Origin of the sequence: Kocuria sp. WRN011, from assembly GCF_002295155.1 — a bacterium.
Classification (GTDB): Bacteria; Actinomycetota; Actinomycetes; order Actinomycetales; family Micrococcaceae; genus Kocuria; species Kocuria carniphila.
This window is the reverse complement of sequence record NZ_NSGI01000013.1, coordinates 1-14489: the sequence shown is the minus strand read 5'-3', so window position 1 is coordinate 14489 and position 14489 is coordinate 1. Positions and strand designations below refer to the sequence as shown.

The 14489-nt window shown below is 62.4% G+C and carries 13 protein-coding genes; 7 read left to right on the top strand and 6 right to left on the bottom strand.

Going from position 1 to position 14489, the window contains the following annotated elements:
* Positions 1-21: 21 nt before the first annotated feature.
* Positions 22-702, bottom strand: coding sequence for a tRNA (adenosine(37)-N6)-threonylcarbamoyltransferase complex dimerization subunit type 1 TsaB (gene tsaB, locus CKW39_RS14430; protein WP_095798818.1), 681 nt, complete (start codon positions 700-702; stop codon positions 22-24).
* Positions 703-816: 114 nt separating this feature from the next.
* Complete coding sequence (gene alr, locus CKW39_RS14425; protein ID WP_254049457.1) at positions 817-2835, bottom strand: alanine racemase; 2019 nt, start codon at positions 2833-2835, stop codon at positions 817-819.
* Between the two features lie 79 nt (positions 2836-2914).
* On the opposite strand from alr, the gene CKW39_RS14420 reads away from it, so the two are divergent.
* Positions 2915-4213: a glycosyltransferase gene (locus CKW39_RS14420; protein ID WP_254049451.1), complete on the top strand. Its 1299-nt coding sequence runs from the start codon at positions 2915-2917 to the stop codon at positions 4211-4213.
* 10 nt (positions 4214-4223) lie between these two features.
* Positions 4224-5021 carry a phosphatase gene (locus CKW39_RS14415; RefSeq protein ID WP_173674345.1) on the top strand — a complete coding sequence of 266 codons (798 nt, stop codon included), beginning with the start codon at positions 4224-4226 and terminating at the stop codon, positions 5019-5021.
* A gap of 141 nt (positions 5022-5162) precedes the next feature.
* On the opposite strand, the gene CKW39_RS14410 is transcribed toward CKW39_RS14415, so the two are convergent.
* The 3 genes from CKW39_RS14410 to mgrA all read right to left on the bottom strand — a co-directional run bounded on the left by CKW39_RS14410 (position 5163) and on the right by mgrA (position 8265).
* The gene (locus tag CKW39_RS14410; RefSeq protein WP_095798816.1) at positions 5163-6248 is read right to left on the bottom strand and encodes an inositol-3-phosphate synthase; all 1086 of its coding nucleotides are present in this window, start codon (positions 6246-6248) and stop codon (positions 5163-5165) included.
* A 161-nt stretch (positions 6249-6409) separates the two neighbouring features.
* Positions 6410-7177 carry a LysE family translocator gene (locus CKW39_RS14405; RefSeq protein ID WP_095798815.1) on the bottom strand — a complete coding sequence of 256 codons (768 nt, stop codon included), beginning with the start codon at positions 7175-7177 and terminating at the stop codon, positions 6410-6412.
* Positions 7174-8265, bottom strand: a complete 1092-nt coding sequence (gene mgrA / locus CKW39_RS14400) for an L-glyceraldehyde 3-phosphate reductase (RefSeq protein ID WP_095798814.1) — start codon at positions 8263-8265, stop codon at positions 7174-7176. The genes CKW39_RS14405 and mgrA overlap by 4 nt, the downstream gene beginning before the upstream one ends.
* A 108-nt stretch (positions 8266-8373) precedes the next feature.
* Between mgrA and CKW39_RS14395 the strand changes: the two genes are divergently transcribed.
* Genes CKW39_RS14395 through CKW39_RS14375 form a run of 5 tightly spaced genes read left to right on the top strand, consistent with a single transcriptional unit; the run spans position 8374 to position 13799 of the window.
* Positions 8374-9096, top strand: a complete 723-nt coding sequence (locus CKW39_RS14395; protein ID WP_095798813.1) for a GntR family transcriptional regulator — start codon at positions 8374-8376, stop codon at positions 9094-9096.
* Positions 9093-10307, top strand: coding sequence for an anhydro-N-acetylmuramic acid kinase (locus CKW39_RS14390; protein WP_095798812.1), 1215 nt, complete (start codon positions 9093-9095; stop codon positions 10305-10307). Before CKW39_RS14395 ends, CKW39_RS14390 begins: the two co-directional genes overlap by 4 nt.
* 27 nt (positions 10308-10334) lie before the next feature.
* Positions 10335-11831 carry a sodium:solute symporter gene (locus CKW39_RS14385; RefSeq protein WP_095798811.1) on the top strand — a complete coding sequence of 499 codons (1497 nt, stop codon included), beginning with the start codon at positions 10335-10337 and terminating at the stop codon, positions 11829-11831.
* 22 nt (positions 11832-11853) lie between these two features.
* Positions 11854-12834 (top strand): N-acetylmuramic acid 6-phosphate etherase, encoded by a 981-nt coding sequence (gene murQ / locus CKW39_RS14380; RefSeq protein WP_095798862.1) that lies wholly within the window; start codon positions 11854-11856, stop codon positions 12832-12834.
* Positions 12831-13799 (top strand): N-acetylglucosamine kinase, encoded by a 969-nt coding sequence (locus CKW39_RS14375; protein ID WP_256382236.1) that lies wholly within the window; start codon positions 12831-12833, stop codon positions 13797-13799. Before murQ ends, CKW39_RS14375 begins: the two co-directional genes overlap by 4 nt.
* A gap of 28 nt (positions 13800-13827) precedes the next feature.
* Here the strand turns inward: CKW39_RS14375 and CKW39_RS14370 are convergent, their stop codons facing one another.
* The gene (locus CKW39_RS14370) at positions 13828-14268 is read right to left on the bottom strand and encodes an FtsX-like permease family protein (protein WP_158222962.1); all 441 of its coding nucleotides are present in this window, start codon (positions 14266-14268) and stop codon (positions 13828-13830) included.
* Positions 14269-14489 lie beyond the last annotated feature (221 nt).

Below are 14489 nucleotides of genomic sequence, written 5' to 3'. Positions count from 1 at the left end.
CGCGAGCCACTTCGTGTCCGGTCACCGGAGTGCCTTCTTGCGTTGCACGGGCACTTTGGCGTCCGACTCGCGCAGGTAGAGCGGGGACGTGTCCGTGCTCAGATCCGTGCCGCGCTCCTGCAGCGCCCAGGCAGCGCGGGAAAGATCGGCTGCGGTGGGTTGCCAGTCGGTGGAGTCCGCCACGGTGTGCGGAAGTTGGTCGGCATACCGCCCGGCACCGGAGCCGTAGACCGGCAGCTTGGGTAGTTCGCCAGGCGCGGTGACCTGCGGTCCGTCCACGGACCGAGCGAAACGGCCGTGACCGTCCTCCCCTACCTCGTAGCGGCCCCAATAGAGCTCTTTGCGGCGGGCATCGGTGGCAACCAGGAACTCGGTTCCCTCCGTTGCACCCTGCGCGGCCCGATGGGCCAGCGCGTCCAAAGAACACATGCCGAACACGGGAAGATTCCACGCAAAGCCGAAGGTGCGGCCACTCACCAGGCCGGCACGCAGGCCCGTGAAGGGACCGGGTCCGGTGCCCACGAGAATCGCCGTCAAGTGTGCTGGTTCAACGTCCACCTGACCCAGCAGGTTGTAGACGGCCGGAGCAAGCGCCTCCGCGTGGGAGCGGGTGTCCTGGGTGGCGAACTCCGCGAGCACCTCCCCGTTACGGGTCAGCGCCGCGGACGCAATGGACGACGAATCCAGACTCAGCACAAGCACCCGAACAGTCTAAACCCGGCCGTTCATCGACGACCGGTCACGGTGGCGGGGGCCACTGCCCGGACGATTCGAGCCGTCGAGTTCGGCTCTCGACGTGAGCAGATGCCCCGGAGCTCAGAGGTCCAGACGCTCGAACCAGCGGGGACCGTAGCCGCGCATGATGATGGTGCGCGGCTCATCCGTGTCTTCCTCGTCCTCATCCCATTCCTCATTGAGGGCATCGAGAGCGCTCGCGAGGGACTGGGACTCCTCGGCCGCCGCGGAGCTCTCGCCCGGTCCCTGGGCACCGGCGCCGGACTGTTCCGTCTCGCCCGCGCTCTGGTTGATCTCGTAGTTCAGGGAAAAGGCCGCCGACGGCGCTCCCACCGCTCCCCGGGGTCGCACGATGTCGATGACCAGACGGGACTCGCTGAGGTGCTCCACCTTGCCGGTACCCCACTCGACCACGGTCACGCTGGACTCCACCGTGTCCTCGAGGTCGATGTTGTCGATGTCCGCTGAGGTGTCCAAACGGTAGGCATCCACGTGCACGAGATCCGGTCCACCGGGGTTGGGACCCTCCGGCAGATTCGGGTGCTTGCGGGACAGAACGAACGTGGGCGAAATGATGCCCTCGCGCACACCCATTCCCGCTCCGAGCCCCTGTGTGAACGTCGTCTTGCCTGCGCCCAGTTCGCCGTTGAGCATGAGCAGGTCCCCGGCCTTCAGGTGCGTGGCAAGTTTCTGCGCGATCAGCTGGGTTTCTTCCGCGGAGGACGGATAGCGGGTCAGTGTCCAGTTCGGCTGGGTGTAGGACTCCCCGGAGGAATCACGCGTGGGCCGCGGGTCCTGCGGCAGGCTGTGGGCAGCCAAGGCGCTGGCACTGCGAGACACCGTCACGTCCCCCAGAGTCAGATGGCTGTGGCTCGTGTACTCACGGGGCACGCGCGGGGACACCCGCGTGACGATCTCGTAGTTGATGCTTCCAGAAGCGTCCGCCCACTCGGTCGCTGACGGGTAGTCACCGGCGCCGAAGAGCACGGCCTCGTCCCCGATGTGCACCATGGGATCCACGGCTTCGTCCACCACGGGGGTTCCGGCGGGGAGGCCCTCGGGTGTCACGGTCTGGCCCTGCGCCAGGTCGATCACGCACTGGTCCATGGCAATGCGACCGACCACGGGGTAGACCCGGCCCCCGATGTAGACGGGAGCTCCGGTCGCAACGCGCGGAACGCCGTCGGCATAGCCCAGCGGGATGAGCGCGAGGTGCGTGGGGCCCTCGGTGCGGTAGGTGAGTCCGTACGACACACCGTGTCCGGCCGGAACAGCCTTGACGTTGGCCACGCGCGTGCGCAGGGTCATGGCCGGGATCAGACCGAAATCCTTGGGCGGGCGGTCTTCGAATGGACTCAGTCCGTAGATGCCCAAGCCGATGCGCACGGCGTCACGCAGGATGTAGTCGGGGTCCTCGAGCTGATCCGCGGACAACAGTGCGGGCGTGTTGGCGGCGTGGATCATGGCGGGTTTCAGGCCGGCCTTGCGCGCGATCCGCACCGCGTCCGTCAACGCGTTGAGCTGCTCCATGGTCTCGTCGCCGCGGGCTGGTTCATCGGCGACCGAAAGGTGCGTGAAAATGCCTTCCACGTGAACCAGGCCCTGATTTTGCGCGGCCATCACGCGTTCCACCAGGCCCGGCCATTGCCCGGCGGTGGAGCCATTGCGGCCCAGACCGGTGTCGATCTTGAGGTGCAGTGTGGCCGTCTTGCCGGTCTCACGGGCGGCGGTGAGCACGGCGTCGAGCTCCCAACCGCTGATCCCCAGGGACACGTTGTGTTCCAGTGCCTCAAAGAAGTCGGTGCTCGTGGTGTGCAGCCACGAGAGCACGGGTGCGGTGATCCCTGCGTAGCGCAACGCGAGTGCCTCACTCACGTGCGCGGTGCCCAACAGATCCGCTCCCGCTGAGAGCGCGGTGCGGGCCACCTCCGGGGCACCATGGCCGTAGGCGTCCGCCTTGACCACGGCGATCAATTTTCGTCCGCGCGCCAACTGCGTTAATCGGACCACGTTGTGCCACACGGCCGAGAGGTCGATGACCGCGCTGCGCTCGCTGGGTTCTTCGGACTGCCACGACGTTGTTACGCTCACGCCCTCCATTGTGCCTGTTCCGCGCGCCGCCGCGCGCCCGACCACCATTACTGCACTGTGCCGCGGCGCTTCCCGCTAGGCTGGACTGGTGCCCCAACAGACCCCGCCGCGCGTGCTGCTCGTGAGCATGCATACCTCGCCCGTGGACCAGCCCGGCTCCGGCGACGCCGGCGGCATGAACGTGTACGTTCTGCACCTGGCCCGTTCGCTGTCCCAGCGCGGTTGGGACGTGGACATGGCCACTCTCGACCGGGTTCCTATGCATCCGGAGGGCATCACGGTGGCTCCTCTGTCCAATGGTCTCCGCTTGCTCTCGGTGGCGCTTCCCGGGGCGGCCAGTGCACCCAAGGAACAGCTCCCCGAGTTCGCGGTCGAGTTCGGCCGCGCGCTCGCCACTTTTTACGACGACGACGACGCTCCCCTCCTCGTCCACGCCCATTATTGGCTGTCCGGGGTGGCGGCCCGTGAAATCTGTGAGGCTCTCAAGATCCCCCAGATGCTCACGCTGCACACCTCTGCGGCGGTGAAGAACCTGCGCGCCGGGCCGGGCGAGAATCCGGAACCCGCGTCCCGCGAGCTTGCCGAACGGGAGCTCGTGGCCAGTTCCTGCACCCTGGTGGTCAACACACCCGCCGAGGCCGATCACATGGTGGAGCTCTACGGGGCCTCCCGGGACCGGATTCGTGTGATTCCTCCGGGAGTGGATCCGGAAATCTTCTACCCAAGAGCGCAGACCGCCTCCGCTGATGATTCCGGTGAGCCTTCCGTCACGTCGATCGCCTCGATTGCTCCGTCTTCTTCTGCCCGTGCGGCGGGGCGGCCGTTCACCGTGTTGTGCGCGGGTCGCATGCAGCCACTCAAGGGTCCGCAGATTCTGGTGGCCGCCATGGGACTGTTGCGCCACGAGCACCCCGACTGCGCGATCAGGCTGATCCTTGCGGGGGTGGGCTCCCCAGATTTTCTGGCGGCGTTGCATCGGTTGGTCGCCGAATACGACGTGGCGGACGTCATCGAGTTCCAAGGCTCCATGCCGTCATCCGAACTGGCCGAGTTGATGCGTTCCGTGGATGCGGTGGCCATGCCGTCCTCGTCCGAGACCTTCGGTCTGGTGGCTCTGGAGGCCCAGGCATGCGGAACGCCGGTTCTGGCCACCGACGTGGACGGGCTGCGCTACGCAGTGGAGGACCATCGCACCGGATGGTTGGTGCCCGGGCGCACCCCGGAACTGTGGGCGGAGGCGCTGTACCGAGCGGCGTCGAACCCTGAGCACTGGCGGGCCATGTCCCAGGCTGCGGCGGAGCGGGGGCGCGAACTCACATGGGACCATGTGGCCGCCCAACATGAGGTGGCTTACACACGCTGCGCGGCCGAGCCCGTTAACACCTAGACTCGAGAGTGTGACCACCGCGTATCTCAGCCGTGAATCGTTGGCCAGGTATCTGGATCGATCCCGGATCACCGGCGCCGTAGCGACCCCCCGTGAAGCCAACCTCCGTAACATCCAGGGTTTCCTGGATGGCGACCAGCACCAGCACATGGGCGTCGAACAGACCAAGGACTGGACCTACAAGTCCGTGTTCAAGCTCATGCGTGATCGCGTAGGCATCAATGAGGACCCCAAGTACACGGAGGGCCAGGACTCCATTTCCGCCAACCTGTGCATTGCCGCGCTCGACAAGTACGCGGATGTTTTCAGTGAGGCCGTCAAGGGCCGCAAACGCTTGTTGTTCGCCACGGCACACCCCGCCGGGCTCGCACCCGTCTACGCCCGGCTCGCCCGAGTTGCCCGCAAGTCCGGTGCCCGTGTGCTGCGGGTGGACGGTGCCATCCCGTTCGAGGACGGTGATGTGCGGCAGGTAGAGGATGTCGTGATGGTCGAGCAGTACGGCGGTCTGCGACACACACACTCCCCCGAGCCTATGAAACTGGTTCTGGAGCAGTTGGCCGCAGAGGGTCGCGAGCAGCCGGACCTTGTCGTTTCCGACCACGGCATGGCCGGTTACGCGGGTTCGCGGGCCAAACTACGCACCATCGCCATGGGCGACTGCAACGACCCCGGTATCTTCGTGGCCGAGGCCCAGGGTGACGTGGAGGTCACCGTTCCCCTGGACGACAACGTGGCCCCGCACCTCTACAATCCGCTGGTCGACTACATCATTTCCCGCGCCGGTTTGGCGGGGCAGGACCGGCGATAGATCTGCAACCTGAGATTCTGAGCATTCTGCTGGGGTAAGAGTGGCGCGGGGATGCTTCGGATCTCAGGTACCCACTGAATCGGCGGCGCCCGGTACCGAAATGCTTCGGTACCGGGCGCCGCCGTCGGTTGAGAGGCGCCGTTAGCGCTCCACCTCGCCGCGGATGAACTTCTCGACGTTCTCGCGAGCGGTGTCGTCATCGAACTGCTCGGGCGGGGACTTCATGAAGTACGAGGACGCCGAGGTCAGCGGGCCACCGATACCGCGGTCCAGGCCGATCTTGGCGGCGCGGATCGCGTCGATGATCACGCCCGCGGAGTTCGGGGAGTCCCACACCTCGAGCTTGTACTCCAGGGAGATGGGCGCATTGCCGAAGCCGTGGCCCTCGAGACGCACGAACGCGAACTTGCGGTCGTCCAGCCAACCCACGTAGTCCGAGGGGCCAATGTGAACGTCCTTGGCACGCATTTCGTGCGGCACGTTGGAGGTCACGGCCTGGGTCTTGGAGATTTTCTTGGACTCCAAACGGGAGCGCTCCAACATGTTCTTGAAGTCCATGTTGCCGCCCACGTTGAGCTGGTAGGTGCGGTCCAGCACGTAGCCACGGTCCTCGAGCAGCTTGGCCAGCACGCGGTGGGTGATGGTGGCGCCCACCTGAGACTTGATGTCGTCGCCCACGATGGGAACACCGGCGTCGCGGAACTTCTGGGCCCACTCCTCGGTGCCGGCGATGAACACGGGCAGCGCGTTGACGAAGGCTGCGCCCGCGTCGATGGCGGCCTGCGCGTAGTAGCGATCTGCGTCCTCGGAGCCCACGGGCAGGTAGGAGACGAGCACGTCCACCTTGGCATCGCGCAGTGCTTGGGCCACGTCGATCGGTTCGGCGTCCGATTCGGTGATCATCTCGCGGTAGTACACGCCCAGGCCGTCCAGCGTGGGGCCGCGCTGCACGGTCACGCCCAGGTTGGGGACGTCCGCGATCTTCATGGTGTTGTTCTCGGATGCCAGGATCGCTTCGGAGAGGTCCAGGCCAACCTTGGCCGCGTCCACGTCGAAGGCCGCCACGAATTCGACATCGCGCACGTGGTAGGCGCCGAACTGCACGTGCATCAGGCCGGGGACGGCCTCGGACGGGTCGGCGTCGCGGTAGAAGTGCACGCCCTGGATCAGCGATGTGGCACAGTTGCCCACACCTGCAATGGCCACGCGAATGGGGTGTTCGGACACGGTTCTCCTCGGGGAATCAAGTAGTCAGTGGTCATTGTGCAGACCCGCGCCGACACACGGGTGGCTGACCACCGCAGTGCCGCGCCGCACAGAACCAACTCCACAGTCTAGTCAAGCTACGGGTCGGTTAACGCACCGTTGCGGGCGGTCATGACTGGGGCTTACCAGGACAGCGCGGCCTCCACCAGCAGCAGCACGGACACCGCCAGGAAGACCACACCCGCGATCAGTTCCACTCCCACGGAATGCGCTTGGAACCTCGCGGCCAGTGCCGGCACGGATCCGAACCACGCAACCGCGCAGAACCACGCCAGCCCAACCACGAACAACAGCACGGCCACGAGCATTGATTCCCACCACAGCGCATTCGCCGGAACCACCGAGGCGAACAACGCGATGAAGAACACGATGGCCTTGGCATTGGAGAGATTCGTGATGATGCCCTGCACCACCGCTCTGAACCCGGTCAGGTTCTTGGTACCCAAGATCCCGCCACCGTGCGCGCTGGGCGCGGGCTCGGGGATCTGCTCGGCGGCCTCCACGGTGGCCGGCGACGGCGCCGCCTCGCCCGAGCCGGGTACGGCACCGCCCGTCGGGCTCGCGTGGGTAGTCTCCGAACGACGTCGTGAATTCGCCTTGGCCGCGAGCGCCGAGCGAATGGAGCCGTAGCCCATCCACGCGAGGAACAGTGCACCCGCGATCTGGATGGTCAGCTTGAGGACCTCGTTCTGGTTGATCACCACCGTGACGCCGGTGAGCGAGAGGGTGATCCAGATGATGTTGCCGATCATCACGCCTAGTGCCGTGAGCATGGCCTTGCCGCGCGATGACAGGAACGCGTTGCGGAGGATGACCAGAATGTCCGGGCCGGGCGAGACGATGCCCGCGATCCACAGGCCGAGCAGGGCCAGGTACTGTGTGGTGCTCATGCGTGCTTGGAGTCCGTTGCCGCGCCCCAGATGTTGATGTCGGCATCCGTGACCAGAGAGTCGATGCGTTCGAGTTCAGCGTCAGAGAAGTCCAGGTTCTGAATGGCCGCCGCGGAATCAGTGATCTGTTCCGGGGACGACGCCCCCACGAGCGCCGTGGTGACCTGACCTTCGGCCTGCGGGCGCAGAACCCATGCAATGGCCATCTGAGCCAGCGTCTGACCGCGGTCCTCGGCCATCGAGTTCAGTTCCTTGACCTGCACCAGGGTGTTGTCGGTCAACCATTCCGGGTTGAGGGACTTGCCCGCAGCCGCGCGAGATTCTTCCGGGACACCGCCCAGATATTTATTGGTGAGCATGCCCTGGGCCAACGGGGAGAAGCTGATGGACCCCATGCCTGCCTCGGTGAGGGCGGCGAGCAGGTTCTTGCCGTCCGCGTGCTCGTTGGGCTTCTCGATCCAGCGGTTGAGCATGGAGTACGAGGGTTGGTGAATAAGTAGTGGGGTGCCCAGTTCCTTCATGATCTTCTGCGCAGCCAGTGTGAGGTCCGCGCTGTAGGACGAGATGCCCACGTAGGTCGCTCGACCCGACCGCACGATGTGGTCCAGGGCGCCCATGGTTTCTTCGAGTGGAGTGTCGGCGTCCGGTCGGTGGTGGTAGAAGATGTCCACCCGGTCCAAGCCCATGCGCTCCAGGGACTGGTCGATGGAGTCCAGGAGGTACTTCCGCGAGCCGCCCACTCCCCCGTACGGGCCCGGCCACATCTGCCAGCCCGCCTTGGTGGAGATGATGAGTTCCTGGCGGTACCGTGCGAAATCCTCGCGGAGGATGCGGCCGAAATTCAACTCGGCTGAACCCGCGGGTGGGCCGTAGTTGTTGGCCAAGTCGAAATGGGTGATGCCCAGGTCGAACGCCTTACGCAGGGTGGCACGCATGTTCGCCAGCGGGGTGTCATCGCCAAAGTTGTGCCATAGCCCCAGGGACAGCGCGGGCAGCTTCAAACCCGAATTTCCCACCCGCCGGTAGGGCATGGCGTCGTAGCGGTCCTCGGCCGCGGTCCAGGCAGTGTCATCACCGAAAGTCAGCATGGGGACTAGTGTGCCACTGCTCGGGGTGGTGAACGGAATGCCCCAAGCGCTGTCAAAAACTAGACCATTGGTCTTGTTTATGAATGTGCTCTGTGTCTCAATGGAGATGTGACCAAATTCCACGCGGTACGCGATCACCTTTTGGACCGACTCGAGTCCATGTCCCCCGGTGAACCATTTCCGCCCGAGCGCGAACTCGCTGGGGAAATGAGCGTGTCACGAATGACTCTCAGGCGCGCCATCGACGAGCTGGTGGCCCAAGGGGTTGTGCGTCGTCGCCATGGTTCCGGAGTTTTCGCGCTCAGTCCGAAGCTCGATCAATCACTCGTCGCGAATTCATTCACCGAAGACATGAATGCTCGAGGACTTCGTCCAGGTTCACGCACCGTCGATTTCGAAATCGTCCCAGCAGGGACAAGGATTTCCCGGCGATTGGGCATCGCAGCATCGGCCGAAGTTTTCCACATCACCAGGCTTCGTCTGGCTGATGATGAACCCATTGCGCTTGAAGAACTCACAGTGCCTCGGACCCTGATCCCCGAGTTGACGGCCCAAGACCTCGAGAACCACTCGTTCTACGCGCTGTTGAGTGACCGGTGCGGCATCTCGATGACTCGAAGCACCCAGACCATCGAACCCACTGTTCTCCAGGAGAACGAGGCTTCAAAACTTGAAGTAGCTCCGCAGTTACCGGCCCTTCTGTTCGAACGAGTGTCGTGGGGATCCGACGGCAATCCTGTGGAATTCGTCCGTTCCGTGTATCGAGGCGACCGGTACAAAATCCACACCGAACTGGCGATTCCCATGGCCAGAAAGGCTGCACGATCATGATCATCGCTGGCATCATGACCGGCACATCCGCTGATGGCCTGGACGTCGCTCTTGTCGACATGTCGGTTAGCATCACGGACAGTTCGACATTGGACATGCGATTACTTGCGTACCAAGAATTCGATTTCGACCCCGATCTCGCGAACGACATCCTCCTTCTCATTAGCGGGGCACCCGTACCAGTGTCTTTGGTCAGCAGCGTTGATGCGCGGTTAGGTCAGGCTTCTGCCGAAGCACTTCAGCAGCTCACGTATGACACGGGGGTTCGGTGCGAGTTGGCGGTGTTCCATGGGCAGACGATCCGCCACGACGTGATTGCTGGAAAGGTCATGTCCACGCTGCAAGTGGGGCAACCCGCCTGGATCGCTCAATGTTGCGGATTTCCTGTGCTCTCGGATGTCCGCGCAAGGGACGTGGCCGAGGGCGGACAAGGTGCGCCCCTAGTCAGCACGATGGATCAGTTGCTCTTGGCCGACCGAAACGTGCCCACCGCGATGCTTAATCTAGGTGGCATTGCCAACATCACTGTGGTCTCGCCTCACTCAGACACGATCGCCTATGACACTGGCCCTGCGAATGCGCTCCTAGACATCATGGCGAGAAGAATCTCCGGGAATTCACGTGGCTATGACTGGGACGGGAGTTACGCATTGCAAGGAAAGGTCATTCCCGCGTTGCTCAATCAGTTGTTGAGCGATCCGTACTATGCGCAGCCAGCTCCCAAGTCCACGGGAAAAGAACTCTTCAACGCCGCATACCTGGACCGACATCTGGCTCAATACCGCGCGTCTTTCCCGCAGCAGATCTCGGTCACCGACATGGATGTCATTGCCACACTCACTAGCCTCACTGCACGCACAGTCGCGCAGGAATGCATCCGCCAAGGAGTGGTTGAGGTGATCGCATCGGGCGGAGGCACTCGTAACCCGGCCCTGATGACAGCACTGTCAATAGAGCTCCGCACAGCCAAAGGAACTGGCATCCCCGTGATGAGCACCGAGGAAACCTTTGGACTGCCGGAGGCGGCCAAAGAGTCTTGTCTCATGGCACTCCTCGGATGGTTGAGCTGGCACGGGTTGCCCGGCTCTCTGCCAAGCGCCACCGGGGCGGAAGAAACATCCATAGCGGGACGACTGTCCCCAGGAAGCGGACCACTCCGATTACCTAATCCGTTCAAGGATCCACCCAAACGACTGAACGTCTTGATCTAGCAGTTTTTAGTACTAAGGAGACGCACCATGCACACCCTCGATCTACTGGTGATCGTCCTGTATCTGGTCGCCACGGCCTGGCTGGGGTTGCGGCTCAGTGGCCGGCAGTCTGGATCTAAGGACTATTTCCTGGGCGGCCGAAACATTCCCTGGTGGGCAGTGTGCCTATCGGTAGTCGCGACAGAAACCAGCGCTCTGACAGTGATCGGTATTCCTGTAATGAGCTACCTGGGCGATATTTCGTACCTACAACTCGGTCTGGGCTACATACTCGGGCGAGTAGTCGTCGCGTTCCTAATGTTGCCCAGGTACTACGACGGTGAAATGGTGACCGCATACGCCTACCTCGGCAAGAGATTCGGTCGGAGCACTCAAACTACGGCTGGCGTGACGTTTCTTTTCACTAGATTATTGGCAGATGGTATCCGCGTACTTGCTGCTGCCATCCCGCTCAAGATCATCCTGGACGGCATGGGCCTCCACACCAACTACTTCACGATCATTGTCGTGCTGTCCGTCGTCACCATTTTGTACACCTTCATCGGAGGAATCAGGGCCGTGGTCTGGGTCGATGTGGCTCAGATGCTCTTGTACGTGGCTGGCGGCATCTTGACAATTATTGTGATCACGTCGGTCACTGGCTCAGGTTGGATCTCTGACGCCGTCAGTGCCGACAAATTCACAATGTTTGTTTTCGAAGGAAACCCGATTTCTGCGGACACTTCGTTCATTGCATCATTCTTTGGCGGTGCCGTATTCGCTATGGCGTCTCATGGCGCTGACCAGTTGATCGTCCAGCGACTATTGGCCTGTCGTTCCAAGGTGGAGGCTCAGAAGGCACTGATTTGGTCCGGCGTCGTGGTCTTCTTCCAGTTCGCAGTGTTCCTCCTGGTCGGCCTGGCTCTCTGGGGCTACTACAACCACGCCTCTCCCGCCTCGATGGGGCTGACCCGCGATGACGAGATTTTCCCGAAGTTCATTATCGAGGGCCTTCCTCAAGGAATCTCAGGCCTGTTGTTGGCAGGCATACTCGCTGCCGCGATGTCGACTTTGTCGTCTTCCCTGTCGGCGCTCGCTTCATCGACGGTCACCGATGTAGTGGCTCGGTTCCGAAAGACTCCATTGACCGATCAGCAAGGACTAGTAGTTGGCCGCTGGGCCACCGTTGGCTGGGGCTTGGCGTTCATTCTTCCCGCAACTGTCTTCCAATCGGATGAAGGCAATATCGTCATTCTGGCCCTGGGCGTTGCCGGGATCACCTACGGTGGCCTGCTCGGTGCATTCGTGTTCGGCATCGTCAACTCACGGGCCCGCGCGCTCGACGCCAATATCGCCTTCGTGGCCGCTGTGGCGACAAATGCGTACTTCTTCATCATGGAGAAGTACGTGACAGGTGAGGTTTGGGTGGCATGGCAGTGGTACCCATTGCTGGGCGTGGTCATCACCCTTGTAGTGGGCGGATTGTTGTCACTACGCCACCCGGCTGGCGAGCGCCGGAACACCAATACAGTGACCACGTCTTGATCCCCCGTTACGAAAGGCAGTGATGAGCCGATCCCATATACCCCAGAACGATGAGGATGGCGCTTTTGGCAAAGGCCCAACGTGGTTGCCTCCCACGGAGCGTCGTAACCCCCTGAGCCAGAACTTGGATGAACTCACCACGCTGGAAGTACTACGAGTTCTCCATGGCCAAGATCTAGTGGCGCTGGAGGCCGTGACTCCCGTTCTGCCAGACCTTGCAAAAGTGGTCGATGTGGCTGCCGAACGACTCCAAGGTGGAGGCACCATCCACTATTTCGGTGCTGGTACCTCAGGACGCCTCGGTGTACTTGATGCAAGTGAATTACTGCCTACGTTCAACTTGGAACCGGGTCGTGTAGTCGGCCATATCGCAGGTGGCCCACCTGCCCTGATGAGCGCGGTCGAGAACGCCGAGGACTCCGTCGAGGACGGACGGGCAGCTGCTGCAAACCTCTCGAAAGATGACGTGGCCATAGGCTTGACGGCCAGCGGCTCGACTCCGTACGTCCGAGGGGCCCTGGAGGCGGCCCGGCGCACTGGAGCCGAGACTGTGCTGATCGCCAACAATCCCCTCAGTCCCCTGTCCGACTTGGCGGATCACTTTCTGGCATTGGATACCGGTGCCGAAGTGGTTACTGGTTCCACACGTCTGAAAGCGGGTACGGCGCAGAAACTCGTGCTCAACGCGTTCTCCACTTCACTCATGGTTGCCATCGGCAGGACCTGGCAGAACCTAATGGTGTCCGTGGTGGCCACCAACCAGAAACTCAGAGATAGAACGATACGGATTCTCGGTGAGGCTGCAGATATCAACGATGCATCAGCCCGAAAACTCTTGGACCAGACAGATGGCGACCTCAAGGCCGCGATCGTAGTTGCTTTGGCGGACGTTACTGTGAAGAACGCGCTGGATCTCCTGAGAGAGAATGGCCAATCGGTCAAGGGTGCACTCCTCGCAGCGCACACAGATGGCGATATTTCCGAGGGACGTGACGGTTCTTGAAGGCCTCAGAATCGGTCATCGGAATTGACATCGGCGGATCGGGCAGCCGCGTAGGGCTGATGAATACAACTGATGATCGCCGTCGGGAATTAACCGGGCCTCGACTGCACATCGGACCCCGCGGAAGCAGCGTCCCTAGCCTTGTCGCTGAGTTGCTTACGCTCGCTAAAGAGACCTGGCCCGAGGAAAGCGCAGAGATCAGTGGATTGGCTATTGGCGCCAGCGGTCTGGCCTCTCTGGTCGATGACCCACCCAGTCTGGCCCGAGAGTGCGTTCGGATCACAGGTGCGCCAGCTGTGTTAGCCATCGACGCTGTCACAGCTCATCTGGGTGCACTGGCCGGCCAAGGCGGCGCAATGGTCGCCCTTGGCACAGGAGCCATAGCGATCGGACACCCCGGCCCTACCGAAAAGGGCACAGAAGCTCTGCCCTGGAAACGTGCCGACGGTTGGGGTCATCTATTGGGTGACCGGGGTGGCGGGGCATGGATCGGACGCCAAGGTCTTGAACTAGCGCTTCAATCCCACGATGGATTCGTCACCTCCGGACAAACTTTGCTCGCAGCTGGAGTACGACGCCTCGGCCCGCCTAGCACTTGGCCGTCTCAGTTCTACACTCGAGACGACCGTGCCGGGCTTCTTGCCGAATTTGCCCGCGACGTGGTTGACCTGGCCAGGCAGGGTGATCCAGCCTCCACAGAAATCCTCCGAGCCGCAGGACGTGAAGCTGCCCGAAGCGCAACTGCAGCCCTTTCTGACATCACTCCGCACCACGTGGTCCTGACGGGCGGGCTCGCCAACGTCTGCGACACCCTCAGGTCCTCGTTCATTGGAGAACTAGAACGGATCACAACAGATGCTGTCGTTGGACCGCCTCACGGCGATCCGCTGGATGGCTCTCTTCGATTGGCCAAGTTGGCTGCAGAAAACAGACTTTCTTCTCAGCCTGGTTTCGTCTGGAACTGAGAGGCATCGCCCCCACTTTCTGTGACTGTCACTCGAATCGCGTCAGCACCACGTTCCTGTGCTGCCTAAGCAACCCACACGCCACGACAACGGCGCCAACGGCGAGCGCCGCGCTCACACCGAGAGTCAGGAAGTATGACCCGTCCGGCCAGGAAACCGACCGCGTGCCGTCCAGGCCGTTGAGCATGAGTGCCGCCATCAGGTAACCGAGGCCGGCGGCCACGATGACCGCAGTCATCAAGGGCAGGACCGCTTCCCTGACCACAATGCCCCGCAATAGGGATATGGGCATGCCCATGAGGCGGAGCAAGCCGAACACCCGTTTACGTTCCAGGATCGACGCCGCCGTGGAGACCGCCAGTGACAGGCCGGCAATCACTACGGCCACGAACATCCCCAGGTTCGCTAAGACGGTCAACGTGGCAATCAGACGGGTACTCCACGTGGCGGAGGCATCGCTGCGTGACATGGGAGGTGTCTCCGCGACATCCAGTGCCGACAGATAGGTCCGAGCTCGATCAAGGGACGCCGCAGAGCCATCCGTTCCCAACACCACTGCAAACCCCTCATTGTCAGACTGGTTGTGAGTCATGGTGGTCATGACCGGTGAGGGGGTTGAGATGCCGATTTCTGCTGGGTATACCGATGATGAAGTTCGTGATCTGGTGTTTGAGTACGTGGGGTTGGCTC

Bases quoted from the DNA above. Each gene is read 5' to 3' on its own strand.
- CKW39_RS14405 (WP_095798815.1), bottom strand. From the start codon at position 7,177: ATGAGCACCACACAGTACCTGGCCCTGCTCGGCCTGTGGATCGCGGGC.
- CKW39_RS14390 (WP_095798812.1), top strand. From the start codon at position 9,093: ATGATCATCGCTGGCATCATGACCGGCACATCCGCTGATGGCCTGGAC.
- CKW39_RS14385 (WP_095798811.1), top strand. From the start codon at position 10,335: ATGCACACCCTCGATCTACTGGTGATCGTCCTGTATCTGGTCGCCACG.
- CKW39_RS14370 (WP_158222962.1), bottom strand. From the start codon at position 14,268: ATGTCACGCAGCGATGCCTCCGCCACGTGGAGTACCCGTCTGATTGCC.
- murQ (WP_095798862.1), top strand. From the start codon at position 11,854: ATGAGCCGATCCCATATACCCCAGAACGATGAGGATGGCGCTTTTGGC.
- mgrA (WP_095798814.1), bottom strand. From the start codon at position 8,265: ATGCTGACTTTCGGTGATGACACTGCCTGGACCGCGGCCGAGGACCGC.
- alr (WP_254049457.1), bottom strand. From the start codon at position 2,835: ATGGAGGGCGTGAGCGTAACAACGTCGTGGCAGTCCGAAGAACCCAGC.